Origin of the sequence: Helicobacter canis (assembly GCF_900451095.1) — a bacterium.
Taxonomy (GTDB): domain Bacteria; phylum Campylobacterota; class Campylobacteria; order Campylobacterales; family Helicobacteraceae; genus Helicobacter_B; species Helicobacter_B zhangjianzhongii.
This window is the reverse complement of sequence record NZ_UGHV01000001.1, coordinates 27,545-44,947: the sequence shown is the minus strand read 5'-3', so window position 1 is coordinate 44,947 and position 17,403 is coordinate 27,545. Positions and strand designations below refer to the sequence as shown.

10 protein-coding genes are annotated in these 17,403 nt (G+C 43.3%); 7 read left to right on the top strand and 3 right to left on the bottom strand.

Annotated features, from left to right (window positions below; translation table 11 throughout):
• Nucleotides 1-8 precede the first annotated feature (8 nt).
• Entirely contained in the window at nucleotides 9-143 is a 135-nt protein-coding gene (locus DX060_RS11730; RefSeq protein ID WP_258552137.1) for a hypothetical protein, read from the bottom strand.
• A gap of 210 nt (nucleotides 144-353) precedes the next feature.
• Between DX060_RS11730 and DX060_RS00245 the strand changes: the two genes are divergently transcribed.
• Nucleotides 354-929, top strand: a complete 576-nt coding sequence (locus tag DX060_RS00245) for a hypothetical protein (protein ID WP_115010624.1) — start codon at nucleotides 354-356, stop codon at nucleotides 927-929.
• Here the strand turns inward: DX060_RS00245 and DX060_RS00240 are convergent.
• Nucleotides 894-1,148: a hypothetical protein gene (locus DX060_RS00240; RefSeq protein WP_115010623.1), complete on the bottom strand. Its 255-nt coding sequence runs from the start codon at nucleotides 1,146-1,148 to the stop codon at nucleotides 894-896. The two genes, DX060_RS00245 and DX060_RS00240, sit on opposite strands and share 36 nt — an antisense overlap.
• The gene (locus DX060_RS00235; RefSeq protein ID WP_115010622.1) at nucleotides 1,126-1,698 is read right to left on the bottom strand and encodes a dCTP deaminase; all 573 of its coding nucleotides are present in this window, start codon (nucleotides 1,696-1,698) and stop codon (nucleotides 1,126-1,128) included. The genes DX060_RS00240 and DX060_RS00235 overlap by 23 nt, the downstream gene beginning before the upstream one ends.
• 65 nt (nucleotides 1,699-1,763) lie before the next feature.
• Here DX060_RS00235 and DX060_RS00230 point away from each other — a divergent pair, with 65 nt between their 5' ends.
• The 6 genes from DX060_RS00230 to DX060_RS00210 all read left to right on the top strand — a co-directional run bounded on the left by DX060_RS00230 (nucleotide 1,764) and on the right by DX060_RS00210 (nucleotide 17,399).
• Nucleotides 1,764-1,955 (top strand): hypothetical protein, encoded by a 192-nt coding sequence (locus DX060_RS00230; RefSeq protein ID WP_115010621.1) that lies wholly within the window; start codon nucleotides 1,764-1,766, stop codon nucleotides 1,953-1,955.
• A gap of 95 nt (nucleotides 1,956-2,050) precedes the next feature.
• The gene (locus tag DX060_RS11725) at nucleotides 2,051-2,173 is read left to right on the top strand and encodes a hypothetical protein (protein ID WP_258552136.1); all 123 of its coding nucleotides are present in this window, start codon (nucleotides 2,051-2,053) and stop codon (nucleotides 2,171-2,173) included.
• Nucleotides 2,170-14,664: a putative barnase/colicin E5 family endoribonuclease gene (locus DX060_RS00225; protein ID WP_115010620.1), complete on the top strand. Its 12,495-nt coding sequence runs from the start codon at nucleotides 2,170-2,172 to the stop codon at nucleotides 14,662-14,664. The genes DX060_RS11725 and DX060_RS00225 overlap by 4 nt, the downstream gene beginning before the upstream one ends.
• An 83-nt stretch (nucleotides 14,665-14,747) precedes the next feature.
• Entirely contained in the window at nucleotides 14,748-15,269 is a 522-nt protein-coding gene (locus tag DX060_RS00220) for an LPD3 domain-containing protein (protein WP_115010619.1), read from the top strand.
• Nucleotides 15,270-15,456: 187 nt separating this feature from the next.
• A complete protein-coding gene (locus DX060_RS00215; protein WP_115010618.1) occupies nucleotides 15,457-15,744 on the top strand; it encodes a DNA adenine methylase in 288 nt (95 codons plus the stop codon).
• A gap of 158 nt (nucleotides 15,745-15,902) precedes the next feature.
• On the top strand, nucleotides 15,903-17,399 hold the full coding sequence (locus DX060_RS00210) for a coiled-coil domain-containing protein (protein ID WP_115010617.1): 1,497 nt from the start codon (nucleotides 15,903-15,905) through the stop codon (nucleotides 17,397-17,399).
• The last annotated feature ends 4 nt before the right edge of the window (nucleotides 17,400-17,403 follow it).

The window sequence follows — 17,403 nt, the reverse complement described above, 5'->3', positions numbered from 1 at the left end:
AGGGGGGCTTAAGCTTTTTGACTAGAATCGCGGATTTCATCGCCGTGCTTGTGCGATAGGCGATCCAGCCTTATCTCCGCGCACGGCTCGAAAAACCACGATTCTAGCCTAAAAATCTTAAACCCAGCGGCGTTAGAATCCAAAACGCCTTTTTTCTGTCATTGCGAGATTTTGCGCTAGCAAAATCGTGGCAACCCACTAGAATCCACTTTTGCGCTTTGTGGATCGCCACGCCTTGCAGAGCAAGGCTCGCGATGACAGAAAAACTAGAAACGCAACAAATCTAAATCAGCACGCAGGATTCTAGGAAAACGCCAGAATTCTAAACAAGCCCAAAGGCGGAAGGATTTTTGATGAGAAAGCAGGGTTGCGAAGCCTTTTGCGCGGAGATAAGCCTAGATGACTATCGCACAAGCAAAAGGCAAGCTTCCTGCTTTATCGCAAAAAGCCAACGCCAAAACCAAGCAAAGCCGAATCCCAAAAAAAAGGAGAAAAACACACCAATGCGCGAATTTATCTACCCTTTTAACCCCACCCACACCACACTCAAAGACCCTTATGGGCGTGTGCGAGCCAGCTTCACCCTGCAAAATGGCACAAACACACTCCCAGAGCTAGAGTCCGCAGGCTTCTACTATGAGAGCCAAGATGGCGCGCGCTTTTATATCTATAAAGGCAGCGGCGTGCTAGAGTGGGAGCACTGCCAAAGGGGCTATGATTTTAGCAGCCTTACTAAGCCCCCAGCACTTAAAGCCCTAGATCAAGCCTTGCAAGCCAAAAGCCTAGATCGCCAAAGCTTTAGAGACTTTGTGCAAGTCTATGATCTAAACATTGAAAAAGGCGCAGAGTATCTACTGCCACCGCATTTTGCAGAGATTGATAGGGTGTTAGGGCTAGGCTTTGCGCGTAGCTTTATGGAGTCGTATTAGCGCGAAGATGAAAGAATCTATTTGTAAATAGTCTTTATTTTTAAGCATTTTAATAATGGAGTCGGTGTTCTCATCGCACCGATCTATCTTTAACCCTAGATCATTAAATGTATCGTATATGTCATTTAGTGTAAGGGTTAGGTGATTGTTTTTAGCTTTGGTGGATTCTAGCTCTTTGGCGATGATCTCTATGATCTCATCTATTTTTGAGTTTGGCAAGTATCTCTCCTATCTCTTCATCATTAAACTTTGGTGGCGTGGGAGAGATCTCGCCGTGATATTTAGAGTCTTTGTGCGAGTCATAGGGGATAGCTTCTCCCTTGATCTCGCACAAGACTAGCTGCATTATACGGATATAGGGGGGGATTTTGATGATAGAATTAGAAGCATTGTAAATGACAATAGGCAGATTGCCGCTGTATCCCGGATTTGCATAGCTAGAGATAGGTAGGATAAGCCCAAGCCTAGAAAATGAGCTCCTAGGCAACACTATCCCACACATATCCACAGGGATTGAGACTTTTTCTACACTGCTAGAATACATATACTCCCTAGGCTTTAGCTCATAGCCACACGCCAAATCGATCTCTTTATACATATCTAAGCACACTTGATCTATATCTTCTATAAATAGATCTATAAGCCTATCATCTTTCTTGATATATGCTTTGTCATTAAGACTTAGATCAACACTGCTGCCGCGGATATTGTAAGCATTAAGAGCTGTGATATTGTGCAAAGATTTTAACTCACTACTACCTAAAACCACCCTGCACACTCCTTGTCAATTTTGGGGCATTATAGCATTTACCCCTTTTATATGGCTTAGCTTCTATGATATTTTACACGCACGATTGCAAGCCCCCCCTGTCATTGCGAGGGAGCGAAGCGACCGAAGCAAAGCAAGGCGAAGCCGAAGCTTCTTTAGTAATCCACAAAAAAGCGGATTCTAGTATGGATCGCCACGCCGACAAGTCGGCTCGCGATGACAGAAAAGGGACTTTTGCAAGCAACGCGCCAAATTAAACACGCCCGCAGGATTCTAGGTTTGCAAGCGAAGTCCAAAATCCACACCAAGCACGCAAGTTTTTAAAACAACTCGCAGGATTCTAGGATTTTTGATGGATTTTGCGCGTTGTGCAGTGGCGAGCAAGGAGATAAGGCTGGATCGCCTATCGACGCCGCGAGCCACAAACTCGCGCAAAAGGCGCAAAAAGACAGAATCCAAAAAGGAGAGAGAATGATAAATCCTAGAGAGCAAGCCCAACAACCCCGACTGCGCTTCAACTTTGACAAAGCCAAGCAAAGCGGCGCAAGCGATGAAGATATACTAGAATTTTTGCAAAGCAGAGATACCAATATCGACTGGGGAGAGCTAGAGACAAGATCGCAAGGCTACCAAAATCCACTCGCCTACAAGATAAGCACGCTTGCCCAAAACGACTGGGAATTTCTCCCGCCAAAACCACAAGAAGCTAAAGAGATAAGCCCAAGCCTAGAATCCACCCCCCCACTCCCCACGCAAGAAGACTTCACCCCCACACTTGATAAGCTAGAAAATGAAAGCGCACTGCGCGAGATCTACCGCGATCTAGCCCCTAGCTTTATGCTCACAAAAGAGATGGAGCAAGATAACACCACACTGCAAAAAGCTATCGATGAAGCCAAAGAGCAAGGCAGAGCCTTTAGTGATTTACACCCAAGCCTAAAGCAAGCCCTACGCAAAAGAGCCCACCAAGAAAAGAGCGTCTTCACAAATCCACTCGCCACGCCCCACGACCTAGCCTTAGAGTCGTATGAAAAAGATCTAAGAGACCTACACATCGCTAAAAAGACCCCCCAAGAGCTAGACCAAAGCGACAAAGACTATATCAAATCCCGTGCAAGCGCGTGGGATAAGATCTTTGCTAGTGATGATGAAATATACCGCGATTTTATAGAAAATAAACGCGCCGAAAAGATCGTGCCAAAAGAGATGAAAACAGCCCTAGAAGTGCTAGATAACTTCCACCAATACAAAAGCATAGCAAGCTTGCTTACCGGAAGCGATGAAAAGGCAAAGACAGACTACCTAAACTCCGCCCACACGATCGCTACAAATCTAGGCTTTGAAGGCATAGGGGTAAATGACAAGGGGGAGCTATTTTTGAACCACAAGGGCGAGTTTTATCGCATAAATAGTGGCTTTTTTGAAAGCTTGCCTACGATTTTAGCGGCAAATGCTGGGAGTATCACAGGGGGCATTGCAGGGGCGTTTGCCGGCGCGGCAAGGGGAGCGAAGCTGGGCAGAGCTGGTGGGGGCTATGGCGCGACTGCTGGGGCAGTGGTGGGGGGAGCGATGGGAGCCTTTGGCGGGGGGGCGTTAGATACGATCCTAGGCAATGCCTATTTACACAGAGAGACTACTGCCCAAGAGATCTTAGCTCACGCCACGCAAGAAGGCGTGCTAAATATCGTAGGCGATATGGCAATTTTGGGCGCGATCAAGGCGTATGACAAGCTTAAAGGAGCTGGCATAGCCCAAAGCCTAGGCAAGATCATAGACTACACGCCGGTGCTAGGCTTTGTCAAACGCTCCCAAGATGGCAACCAAGCTATGGCACAAAAGCTACTCTCTCAAACCTACACCAAAGAGCAAGAAAAATCCCTGCAAGAAGCGAGTGAAAACTTCGGGCTAGCCTTAGAGATCGGCGATCACACAAAGCGCATAGATACGACAAATCTGCCTCCAAAGTTCAAAGACGCAGTAGATAAGGTGCAAGATATTTTCACTTTGAAAAATCAGCAGCAGTTTCAAAGCAGGCTTTTGCAAGCGATCCGCGCTGATGAGAGCGGGAATCTACTAGGCTTTATCACAGAAGCTGCGAGCAAATCCCCCAAAGCGCACAATACTTTGACAAGGATCTTGCACCAAACCACCCAAAAGCTTAAGAGAAACCTAGAATCCATCGCGCCAAAAAGTAGCCTTAAAGCTATCTTTGATGAGCTAGAAAAAGGCACAAAAGACTCTTATGATGAAGCGATCACGCAGATTTTAGGCACGATCTATGATGATACTTATAAGGTCAATCTAAACACACTTAAAGAGCAAAGCGGCTCCCAAAGCTTTGAAGCCTTTAAGCAAAGTCTAGCAGACTCTGGAGTCGCCCCAGAATCTAGTGCTAATTTTTTAAACTTCATAGAAAAAAACATCTATAACCCAAAGGGCGTATCCTTCACGCAGCTAAACAACGCGCTGAAAAATCTCAACGCCTACTACAAAAACGAGCGCGATCCAAACTTCAAAACCCACATAAAGCAGGCTTATGATAGCTTTGTGCGAAGTGATATAAAAGCAGGCATTGAAAGTATCTTTGCCCAAAACAAAGTAGCCTATAATGACGCAAAAACGCTCTTTGATACGGCGTTGCTTGATTATGCCACGATGAAAGATAGCCTAAAGCTAGCCGATCGCCTGAAGATCCGCGACCGCAAAAATACCAATGAAAAAGCCCTGCAAAGCTTGCTTGATTTTGCCAAGGGGCAAGGCGACAAAGAGGCAAACCTCGATGCCATCACCAAAGCCCTGCCACAAGGAGCAAGAGCGCATATAGAGATCGCTATGCTAGAAGAGCTTTTTAGGAAGTCAATGCTAGAGGTGCGCGATATACAGGTATTTAATAGCACGAAGTTTTTAGATAATGTTAAAGAGCTAAAGGGCACTTTCACTTCAAAAGCAGCCCACGACTACATCAACGCCGCGGAGAAGTTTCACGCGCTTTTTAAAAATGATCCTTTAATCCTGCAAGCCATAAAGCCAGCCACCACGGACAAGATCGGCTCTAGTATCGCCACCACGCTTGAAGGGGCGGTGAAGTTTCAAGTGATTAAAGGGATCTTTGCCAATATGATAAGGCTACTGCCGCATATACCACTTCTGCCCTCTGTGAATCAAAAAGTCCAAGGAGCCGCCCTACGACACCACCTAAGCAAAGCCCTAGAATCCAGCTACAACATAGGGGATCTAAAGCTAGAGCTCACGCGGCTTGAAAAGCGCGGCGACTTCACTAATGCTACAAAAGAGCATATAAGAGCCTTTAAAGGGGAGCTAGATAACGCACGCCAAGAGGTGCTAGATATAGCCAAGAGCCCCCACACCCTAGAATCCACAGCGCAAGCCCAGCCGTCATCACCGAGCGACCCCATCTCTGTCATTGCGAGCCGCGATAGCGGCGTGGCAATCCACAAGGAAGCACCGCAAGAAACGCAAAAAGACACACTCATAGCGCAAAAAGTGGATTCTACCCTCCCCTACACCGACACGCAAGGACACACGCACCAAATCCCAGCCGACATCGCGCAAAAGTGGCTTGAGACCTTTGGGCTTAAAGACTTGCAAGAACCCTACACGCCACAATTTAGCGAGCAAGTAGCACAAGCCCTAGAGCCGATCTTGCAAGGGGAGCAAATCACCTTAAGCGCAAATAGTTTAGTGAAGCTTATGCAACGAGACAGGCTAGAGTTTTTGCCTTATATCAAAGAGACTTTAGAGCATAGCGACATAATCATAAAAGACAAGGAAAACGCGCTAATTTTTGCTAAAGACATAGGGCAGACAAGCTACTTCACAAGCGTGAGCAAAAACGATAAAGGCGAGTGGGTAATCTCTACAAACTCATATAAAACATTAAACCAGCTAAAAAATAGAGTGAGTGAGAATGGAGAAGTGCTATATTTAAGCAAGGAAGCCCCAAATATACTCGCTGAGACTTTTACCACTAAAGCGTTTTCTAATGAACTTGCAAGCGACATTATACCACAGCAAAAGCCCTACACCGATGAGAAAAAAACCCTGCAAGGCTTTGAGCAAGCAATCGCAGGCAAAGATACGCACACCAAGATACAAATCGCCAAAGAGAAAATAAAACAATTAAATAAAGAATCTAGAGATTTAGCCTACAACGCTCCAAAAGTAATGTATTTAGGGAGAGGATACACAAAAACACGAGACAAAAAATATTTAGATTATAGAAGTCGGTTTAGGGACAGACTAAAAGAAAATGGCATAGATTTAGATTATATGGAGCTAGAAAAACTCAAGCAAGATACAACACTAAAAGGCAAGGCAAGAAAAGAAGCTATGGATACAATCTATCTGCGTATGTATGAAAATATGCAACAAGCAGATAAGGAAGCACAAGAGAGAGCAAGAGCATTTAGTCAAAAAATAAGAGAAGAAGAGCTACAAAAAGCAAATGAGTGGCTAGAGAAAAACAAGGGGGCAAGTAGTGATGTAGATTATGAGTATAAAAGAAAAATAGCAGAGATAGATAAGCAATTAGATTTAGCTTTTAAAAAAAACACTAAAGATACAGACTTTATAGACTTAATGAATAGAGAAAGGGGAAAACTCACTTATGCTAAAAATGGGGATTTAGGTGTAGTGAGACTTCCTGAAGTAGAGAACTTTTATTGGCGTGGATACCCTATGGATTTAAAAGTGCTGCGAGATATACAAAAGGAGCATAACTACACGGATAAAAATTTGATTCTAAACGGCAGAGATTTTAGCAAGTCTTTTGAGGTTATGCGTGCGGAGATTGAAGCAAGGATAGGCATTAACCCCATAAAAGAGTTTGGCACGAACTATGCAGAGCATTATCACAGCGGGGAATCTGCTATTGCAAAACTACTGAATGAAAAGCAAGGGCAAGTGGCAGGTGCATTCCACCGCAAAGAGCTAGGGGATATTGATTTAGTCTGGGGAGAAATAACAGATTTAGAAAAGCACGATGGCTATGGATTAGCACATATTTTAGACAAAAGAAAAGCCGAGTTTATGCAGCAAGGCTTAAGCGAAGCAGAAGCAGAAGCTAAGGCGTTGGAGTTTGCTAAAAATGAAATAGCAGACATTATAGAAAATGGGAAAATCACAAGTAAGCCTAACGAAGCTACAAAGATAGAAACACAAGATTATAAGTTGATATTGAAACAAAATTGGAATGGAAAACCGCTAGAGAATAAGTGGCTAGTAACTGCGTATATCAAAAAAGAGAAAGGCGAAAGTATATCATCAACGCCTTTTACTAAAGGGGATAATCTCCCTTTAAACTCTAGCGATATTATACCACAAAGCCACACAACATTAAGCGAGCAAGCGCAAGATCACGCGCATAAAATCCTACAAGGCTTGCGCAAAACAGCACAGAAACCCTTAAACAAGCTAGCCGATGAAGAGCCTTATAGCACTGATCGTGGGTTTATGCTTAGAAATGCAAGACACAAAAAGCAGCAAGCCCAAGAGTTTGCGGATAATTTTGCCAACTTGCGCTGGGAGGATTTGAGAAGCGCGATACGATATGCTAAAGTGCCTTATGATGAAGCGATGTTTAAGGAGCTCAAAGAGAGCATAGAGAGCAGGGAGTTTGCCAGATTTATAGAGAGTAGCTACCCTCACAAACCACCACAAAAAAGCCTTTTTGACACGCAAGAACTCACACCGCCAAAAGTGGATTCTAGCCTAAACCAAGAGTTAAAAGACACGCCCAAAAAATCCCAACGAGAGCAAGTAAAGCAACAGCTACAAAGCATTAAAAACAAAGACCTACCGCACAAAAGCGGCATTATCGCAAGACTAAGCAGCACGGGTATTGATAAAATGCTAAGCGATAAGGCGATACAAAAAAGCTTAGATAATGGATTTAGCAAAGAGCAGCATTTAAGCGCAGTGGCAGACATTGAAAGGCTTTTTAAAAATAGCGATTTTTCACACACAGAGCCGCCCAAAAATCACAGCGCAGACATCGTAGGCGTGCATAGATACATAAACGCCCAAGACTTGCAGGAGCAAAACGCCCAAGCACTCATCACGCTTAAAGAGAGTGTGCAAAATGGAAATAGGATTTATAGTGTAGAGTTGGAGGGATTAGCCCACCCCAGCAGCGTAGATCGTAGCCCAAAATCTAAAGGGGTGGAGAACTCTCATCACGATGATGCAGGAGCTACCAAAGCCGCTCGGCTATTTGAGAATCCTAGTGACATTATACCACACCCCACGCGAGAAAAGCCCAAGTGGAGTAAAGCAGACCAAAAGGCGTGGAAAGCCGCAAAGCTCGCAGAGACAAGGGCAAAGGCACAGGAGCTACAAGCAAAGCTGCAGCCCATCTATGATGAAGTGCGCCCCCTAGTGATACAAGCTAGAAAGCTTGAGAAACCCTACAAAGAAGAGGGCAAAAAGCTCCCACCAAAAGTAGAAAAGCAAGTCAATGAGCTACTTGCCAAAGTAAGCGAGTCCATAACCCCTAAGCAGAAACCCTTTGAAGCCGAGCTAGAAAAGCACGGACTACAACTAAACCGCACAGATTTTTTACACTACCCAGAGAGTGGCAGCATACAAGTAACCCCTAAGCAAAACAGCAACCTAAAGTGGAAAAACAAAGAGCGCGGCGAGCAAGGACTAAAAGGCTCGGCAAAATACCGCGAGCAAGCCTTAGAAAAGCTTAGTGAAAAAAGCTATATCGATAGGCTAGAGCCAGCCACCAAAGCACAGAATCCACTCACACAGCTACACAGCTTGAAATATGAAATACTAAAAGACTTATACAAAGCAAAGCGTTACGCAAAGCAAGGAGGAGTAAGCTATGAGACATACGCACGATACGCCAGCCGCGCAAGCGATGAGCTAGATATAATCGAGCAAGCCATAAGAGAGCTAAAAAATGCGATCGTGCCAAAGCCCAAGCGAGCCGAGCTTGTGCGAAGCAAGGTGCAAGACTTCATAAAATGGCGCGATGAAGTGCGATTTGATGTAGATTATTTGCTAGGGCTTGAGAGTGATGGCACAAAGCACGCCCTAGAGTATCTGCGCGATCTCCCCACGCCTACCAAACACCACGCAAGCTTTGTCAAAGACTTGCAAGAGCAGATCCATAAGCACTTTGACACAGACCCTACACCACCCACACCACCCAGCACACCCACGCCAACAGAAACGCCAAAAGTGGATTCTACTCAAAACGCCCAAAATCTAAACAACTCACAGGCGGCAAAGCCAACGCCACCAACCCAAACGCAAAAGATCCCAGAGCAAGACCTACCCCACCACGCAGAAAAAGAGCTATACAAAGAGCTTGAATCTCTAAAGCCTTTAAAAAGAGAGCTTACACAGCTAAGAGAAAGTGGCGAGTGGAGAAGCAAGGAAGGGAGAGCTAGGAGAAAAGAACTAGATGAGAAAATCAAAGAAGCAGAAGCAAGGGGCATAACCTCTACCCAAATCCAAACCGCAAATGCCAAAAATTATGAAAAGTTTCTAAGCAAATATGGAGATATGGAGTATTTTAAAGAGCTAGCCCAAGCGAGCAGAGATAGGTATATACAATCCCTTGAGAAAAGAATAAAAGAGTTTGACACAAACCACGACATACTAGATCAACACACTATTATGGTGAATAAACAAGCCTTTGAAGATATGCTAGAAAGCACACGACAGCAGGAGCTAGATATTGCTGGGCAAATATGGGAAATAGCACATAGTATGGCAAAGCTTAGAGAGGGAGCAATCTATAAACAAACAGATGAAAAAATAGGAGAGTTTTACACTAAAGAAAGGGGGAAAATACAAAGGGCACTAGGCATTAAGCCCATTGCGGAGTTTGGAGAGAACTATGCCGAATACTACCGCGATGGAGTGGGAGCGATAGAGAAGCTACTAGCAGAGAAAAAAGGACAAGTGGCAGGGGCGTTTCATAGAGAGGGCTTGGGTGGCATTGATTTGGTATGGGGAGATGAGAAAATAGGCTTACAAAAAATCGTAGAAAAGCATTTAGATGACTTTGCAAGCTTTGGAAGCGGAGAAGCTGGGATCATAAAGGGTATAAGCGAGATTGTAGAAAATGGCAAGCTCATCACAGAAAATGGCGTGAATACGCTATGGTATAAAAAAGGCGATGAATATTATCTAGTGGGAATCTCAAAAGGCTTTAATAAACAAGGCGAGAATAATTGGATAATCACAAGCTATAAAAAGACAAAAGGTAGAATACCTGATGAGATTAAAGGCGACACCGCGAACCTGACCGCTTATAGCGATGAATTTAATCCTTTACTGACTTCTAAAGATGAACCTTTAAACTCTAGCGACATTGTAGCACAAGATTTGCAAACACCGCCAAAAGTGGATTCTACCCTAAGCCAAGAGATAAAAGACATTATAGACTCTAGCCCAGCAAAAGGGCGAGATATGCAAATCATAGGGGAAGCAAACTTCACACCCCAAGTCGTAGAATATGCACATAAAAACAACAAAAAAGTAGCCATTGATAAGCTAGATAAGACCGAAGCGGAGCAGCTAGGCTTCAAGCACCCAAGCGATGTGCGAGTAACGATAGACTACCAAGCCATAAACCACACGCTAAACCGACACGGCATAGACTCCCCACTCGTGCAGCAAAGTGGGCAAAAAGCGGTGGATTATAACGACATAGCAGAGTATAGAAGCATTGTAAAAAGTGCTGATGAAAGCTTAGATAGTGTGGATAATAGTGGCAATCCTGTTGTAGTAAGCTACAAGCAAGTTAATGGGCATTTTGTAGTCGTAGAGCAGATAAAGAAAAAGAATAATGAAATCGGCTTTAAGACAATGTTTAAAGAAAGTGGGGATTATAAAAACTCACAAAGCTACAAAGACACAACAAGGGCTAAGGCTCAAACGCTATCCATTGGTTACGAGCCAAGTGCTAATTCTCTTGCCAAAGCCGATGAGATTATACCACAAACAACACTAAATGGCGATAGTATAACCAACCCTGATATATCCTACGCCATACAAAATGAAAATATTGCTAAAGAATTAGCAGAGAAAATAGCAAATAACGGAGAGATAACCAACACAATAAAGAGAGATGATTTTAAAAAAGCGGATATTAGATACTATGATAAAGATAATATGACAATGTATTATGCCAACATAGGCAATTATACTGATGATGATTTGGGTATGAAAGGTGATAAATTTTTCTTAAATAATGTAAGGAAAAATGAGTTTTATATACCACCTACAAAATCATTGCAAGACTTTAAAGAACAATCCCTTAATCAAATAGAACATCTCAAAAATGCCATTAAAACAGAAATAGACAATGTAAGAGATGAAAAAGAATTGCATAAAAATATAAGAGAAATTAGATTTAAAGCCTATGAAAATGTTGAAAGAAGGCTTTTTGATGATGCGTTATATAAAGAGCAAGCACAAGCACGAGAGTTTTACACTACTCAATATGATGAAGCTATGCAAGAGCTACAAAACTACTATGACAAGAAATCTACAAACATTTTAAATGAAATAGATTTTAATGCCCCAATAAAAACACAAACGCCAAAGGATAATCCAAAAGCGGATTCTAGTGAGCCAACACCCCCAGCGCAAAAAGTGGATTCTAGTGGAGAATCCACGCAACCAAGCCCAAAGAGCGAGCCAGCCCAGCCGTCATCACCGAGCGACCCCCACTCTGTCATCGCGAGCCGCGATAGCGGCGCGGCGATCCACAAGGAGCCCACGCAAACCCCAAAAGAAACACCCCAAGCCAAAGAGCCCACACAAAAAGGGAAAACAGATTTTAATATGGAAGTGCTAGAGTCGTGGAGCAAAAACAATGAATACCTTAGAGATATACTTGATTTTATAAAAGCAAATCCCCTAGCTCAAAAAATCGACTCACAATTAACTGAAAAATGGGGATATGATAGCGATGTGCCACCTTTAGTAGTATTTGATAGTGCTTTATTGCTGAAAGATAAAGAAGCGTTTTTGCAGACAAAAGACCCGCTCACCCCTAAAAAAATGCAACGCTTTAGAGAAAAGGCGGAAAGACATTTTGCAGTGGCTCAAAAATATGGGCTAGATCTTGATGGATTTTATGATTTTGCTAGGGAGTGGAGAAAAGTAGTCAAAAACTATCACATTTATGGACATACTAACAAGAAAAAGATACAACCTAGACTAGATTCTAGCACGCCCACACCGCAAGCAACACCAAAAGTGGATTCTACTCCAAAGGCACTCACCCCACAAGAAGCCACGAAGCTACTAGAATCAAAGCAAGGTGCGAGGATACCGCAGGAGCTTGATATACAAAGCTTTCTAAAAAGCCTTGAAAGCGTGGAAAATAAAGAAAACTTCATAGCGCATTTACAGAAAAAAGGCGATGCCCAAAGCAGACTAGCCTACTTGCACATCATAGAGCCGACCCTGAAGCACCCAGACATAGAGCTGACAAAAGGCGAGCGAAAAACAAAGATCAAGGTATTTAACGATGGGGAGAACTTTTATAGCTTTTTGATAGCGGATTTGCAGGATAAAAGACTCTTTACATTTTTGCCCAAAGCACGCAAGGGATATATAGAATCAAAGATAAAAAACGCTGACCTTATCCATACTTTTACCAGCCAAGCAAGTAAAGACCAAGAGCCGAATGGACTTGCAAGAGAGATTGTAGCACAGGATTCTAACGCCTTGCTAAAATCCGCGATGAAAAAGTTTGCCTACGATGAGAAAAAGGCAAAAGATCTGCTAGAGTGGCACAAAGACTCAAGCCCTTTGACAAAAGATGAAAACGGACTGCCGAAGGTGTTTTATCACGGCACGAAATGGAAAGAAATAGGAAATAAAATTTTTGAAGTCTTTGATACAAAATATAGTAATCAAGTGGATAAATTTTTACAAGGGCATTACTTTTCATCAAGCAAAAAAATCGCAAGAACTTATAATGCTAATATTTATGAAGTATTTTTGAATGCCAAAAATCCTTTAGTGATAGACTTTAAGGGGCATACATTTAATGATTATATAGATGATGCAATAGATAGTATCCCTAAACATATACAAGAAAATATTAGGGATTTTCACGATTCTATAATATTTAAAAATATCATAGATGATAGCACACAAAATGGCAAAAAACACCCCGTGGCAGATACGATTATGGTGCTTGATAGCAATCAAATCAAGCATATAGAAAACAGGGGCGTAGAGAGCGAGAGTGGGCGGAAGTATTTTAATAACTCTAGTCCCAATATCTTTCACAGCAATCCACACTTAGGGGCGGGACTACTAGGCGGAAGCGTGAGCGGCATAGAGCAAGATGAAAATGGGCAGTGGAGATTTAGCCCCGAGAAGTTTGCCCTAGGGCTGCTCGGCGGAGTAGCTGGGAGCAAGGCAGTGGCAAAGGGACTAGAGTGGCGAGCAAAAAAAGTAGCCAAAAGCTACCCAAACATCGCAAAAGACAATCCACAGCTAATGCAAGAAATCGCCAAAAGAGACTTGCACACCTACGCCACCACCAGCACGCACAATGCTTTAACGCGCTTTTTACACAACAATAAGCTTTTTGATATAAATCCACAGCTTTTCGCAGGGGAGAAGGCTCTAGCAAATGAAGCCTACGCACCGCACAAAGCAAGGCTAGAGAGAGCCAAAGAGCTAGAAGCAAAAGGCGCAAAAGAGATAGAGATATGGGAGCAAACAGGCTGGTATAAGGACAAGGATCAAAGGTGGAAGTTTGAGATAAGCCAAAGGGGTGGGGAGCTTGATATACCCAAGCTTGAAAAAGCCCAGCAAGTAGAGCTAGGGGAGATTTTGCAAGATAAAGAGCTTTTTAACGCATATCCACAACTTAAAACCCTAGTGATAAAAAATGATAAAACACTAGAAGCCTTTGGGCTGTATATGCCAGAATATAACGGAAAGAGCAAGCACCTATCCATAAACCTAGGCGAGATCGCCACGACACACCACACCCCCAAAGAAGTGCTATACCACGAGCTACAACACGCAATCCAAGATATAGAGGGCTTTGCGTATGGGAGAAACTATTATAGACAAGCCAAAGAGTATTTTGACCTGCACGGAGAAGTGGAGGCTAGAAATGTGCAAGCAAGGCTAATGCAAGATGACGCACTTGCAAGAGCTGAAAAAAATCTTTTACAAACACGCCAAGAGCTAGAGAAAACAAAGAAAGAATATGACAACATACTTGCAGAATATAAAAAAGTATTTGACAATCCAATAACTGCAGAGAAACTAGCCAATGACAGAATCCACTCCTTGCAGGAGCATATCTACAAGCAAGAGCAAAATATACACAATTTAAAAACCCTAGGGGAAAAGGGATTTTTACAAGCACACCCCCATAAAACTATGGACACAAGCATTTATGATACAAATGCCGAAGCCACGATGATGGGCGAAGCATTAAGCAAGAAGCTAGAATCTAGCTTTTTAGATTCTAGCGGAAGGGTAGATTATAAGGCGTTAGAATCTTATGCAATACCTTTACCCAACCCTATGGATATGCAAACTTTTAGTAAATCTTTACTCAACTCAAGCAATGCCACACCAAATAAGGCTAAAAATAGAGTAGCATATAAAACACCAGCAGGAGTGGTAAATATCTATATCCCTTATGCGTATAGACATTTTAGCAAGCAAGGCAACAAAAAAGAAAATAGATTTAATATTACAGGTGCTTTAATCCATATCCTAGATAATCCAGCCTTTGTTACAAAAGATGAAGCAGGAACACTATATTTTTACAAACCTTTTAAGAATGCAAGCAACATCACAGATATTGTAAGCATTTCAATCGCTAAAAATGGAAAGATAGAGTATAAGACAACTTATGAAGCAACAAAAGGTAGATTAAAGCAGATGATAATGCAACACGACTTGATATATATGGGACATAAAGAAGTAGCCACCTAGCCTTTGCTATCTCCTGTGTATAGCTTCGCTTACTCAAGGCGTGGATACTACAATGCCGTATCTCAGGCAACTAGGAAGCAAGAGTGGGTGCATTATATCACAAGAACCACAAATACGCTAAAATCCACGCCAAAAGCGCAAGGACAAAAAGTGGAGATACAAGCAGACCAAAACACCCTAACATACAAAACACAAGAAAACAACGCATAGGAGCTTTAAGGGCAGATTTAAAAGAAGCCCTAAAACCCTATATCAACAAAAAGATAGTCAATAAAGCCACAGGCATATCCGCACAAATATCCACCACAGGTATAAATAAAATCGCAAGCAAAATGGCAGTGGATAAAAGCGTGGCAAATGGATTTAGCAGAGATGAGCATTTTAAAGTCGCAGGGGATTTGAAAAATCTCTTTGAAAACGCCACCAAAAAGACAAGCTATGCAGATAAAAAACACAGCAAAGACATCCTATCTATGCATAGATTTTTTACACAAATAACAATCAACAATAAGCAAGCACAGGCAAAAATGACTATAAAAGAAAGTGTGGAATATGGAAATAGAATTTACTCTTTAGAGTTGGAAGAGTTGCTCCCCAGCCTTTAAAGTGTATCCGCATACCAAAGAACACAGACAAGGGAAAAGCTTCACTCACTAAAAGTGGGAGATATGCTAAACCCCACGCCTATTGCAAAGCTTGCCCATATTCTACCCCACAAAGCTTAATATCCACTTTACCCCTTTTTGTGTGCTTGTGTTTAGTGAATAATCGCACAAAAACACAAGGGCAAAGATGATTTACACCAAGCCGCCGCTACCCTTTATGGGAAATAAGAAAAATATGCTAAAGCATATCAAGCAAGTGCTAGAGACTATGAGAGCAGATGGGGTGATCGATGGGGAGAGCATATTTATCGATGTGTTTGGCGGATCTGGACTTGTCGCGCATAATATCAAGCAATGGTATCCGCGCAATCAAGTGCTGTGGAATGACTATGACAACTACCAAAAGCGGCTAGATCATATCGCACAGACAGAAAGCTTGCGAGCGTGGCTCTATGAAAAAGTGCGTATTTACTAGGGGGGAGCAACACAGATTATATCATCTACCCAGAGGGCAGAAGTTTATTTAGCACGGCGTAAAAGTAGAGAAGCTAGAAAAGGGGAGATTATAGGGGAGCTTTACCCCTTTTTTAGCGTGGGGAGTTGTAGCACAATGCCAAGCAAAAAGGGGTAAAAATGAAAAGACAAGCCACAAAGCCCACCGCCCAAAAGAGCCAAGAGCCAAGCCAAGAAGCAAACCTAGAAGAGCAAGCCCTAGAATCCACCCAAGAGAGCAGCCAAGCCACCGCGCAAAAAGTGGATTCTAGCGCGGATTCTAGCGCGGCGGCTATGGATCGCCACGCGGATAAATCCGCTCGCGATGACGATGAAAACAAGGATTCTAGCGAGCAAGCCCAAGAAGCCACGCCAAGCACGGCGCAGGATTCTACCCCGCAAGCTGAATCCACACCAAGCGCGGCAAAGCCAACGCCACAGCCACCGCTTTTGCCAGAAGCCCCTGACCTAGGCGATGACCCCCTAGCCCCTGAGCTTGATCAAACCGATGAGAAAAAGCTAGAAGCCTTCAAGCAAGAAGTCGCCGAAGCGATCAAGAATAATGCCGGCGTGATAGAATCCACCCACTACACCTTGCAAGGCATAGCCGAGCTGCTCAATATCTCTAGCGATTTGTTTCGATTCTACAAATACCACGCACAAAGCATAAGCCTAAGCTCCAAGCAGTGGGCAGAGCTCAATGCAAACTTGCAAGCTATCACTAGCTATATAAACCAAGCCTTGCAGTCTCTAGCCACGCAGCACACCCAAAGCCTAGCGATCTATAAGCTAGTAGAGACTATGCTAGATGAAGCTAAATCCTTAAGCGATAGCACCAAGCTAGATCTAGAGCAGGTTAAAGAAGCTTTGCAAGCGTTAAATGAGCTTGATCATAAGCTAGCAGAGCTTATGAGCTTAAGCGCAGAGCTAGAAGCGCAGATAAAGCTAGCAGAGGCTTTAAAGCAAGAGGTAACAAACCTAAGCCAAACCCTACTAAATGAAATGCGCACGGAGCTTTTAAGCGATAAAGAGGGCTATGAAAGAGAGCTTGAGAGCAAAAAAGATGAGTATATCACGCTACTAGATACAAAGCTAGGAGATCTTACAAGAAAGCTAGCAGAGTTTGAAAGCACACTTACGCAAAAGAGCCAAGAGCTAGCCCAAAAGATCGCAGAGATAGAATCTAGCGTGCAAGACAAAGCCCAAGAGACCAAGCAAGCCCTAGAGACAAAGGGGCAAGCGATCAAGGGAGAGCTAGAGACCTACAAAGATGAGCTAAAAGCAGAGCTACAAGAGATCATCCAAAATGCTGGGGGGGACATTAGCGGATCGGGCAGTCAAGAAGCACTCAACGCTATAAAACGCGCCAAAGATCAAGCCCTGCAAGCCCTGCAAGAGAAAAAGAGCGAGCTAGAGACACAGCTAGCAGAGCTAGGCAATCAAACAAAAACAGAGCTAGAAGCCAAAAAAGCCATAGCCCTAGAATCCATAAACACCGATAAGACCACAGCCCTAGAGACAATCACGCAGGAAAAGACCAAAGCACTGCAAGAGATAAATGCCCTGCTGCAAGGGCTTAAGCCAAGCAGCCAAAGCCAAAACCTAGCTGATAGCGAGCTAGGGACCAATCTTTTATAAAGGA

What these genes read in the sequence shown, in the direction of transcription:
- DX060_RS00245 (WP_115010624.1), top strand. Translation starts at nt 354, where the DNA reads ATGAGAAAGCAGGGTTGCGAAGCCTTTTGCGCGGAGATAAGCCTAGAT.
- DX060_RS00230 (WP_115010621.1), top strand. Translation starts at nt 1,764, where the DNA reads ATGATATTTTACACGCACGATTGCAAGCCCCCCCTGTCATTGCGAGGG.
- DX060_RS11725 (WP_258552136.1), top strand. Translation starts at nt 2,051, where the DNA reads ATGGATTTTGCGCGTTGTGCAGTGGCGAGCAAGGAGATAAGGCTGGAT.
- DX060_RS00225 (WP_115010620.1), top strand. Translation starts at nt 2,170, where the DNA reads ATGATAAATCCTAGAGAGCAAGCCCAACAACCCCGACTGCGCTTCAAC.
- DX060_RS00215 (WP_115010618.1), top strand. Translation starts at nt 15,457, where the DNA reads ATGATTTACACCAAGCCGCCGCTACCCTTTATGGGAAATAAGAAAAAT.
- DX060_RS00210 (WP_115010617.1), top strand. Translation starts at nt 15,903, where the DNA reads ATGAAAAGACAAGCCACAAAGCCCACCGCCCAAAAGAGCCAAGAGCCA.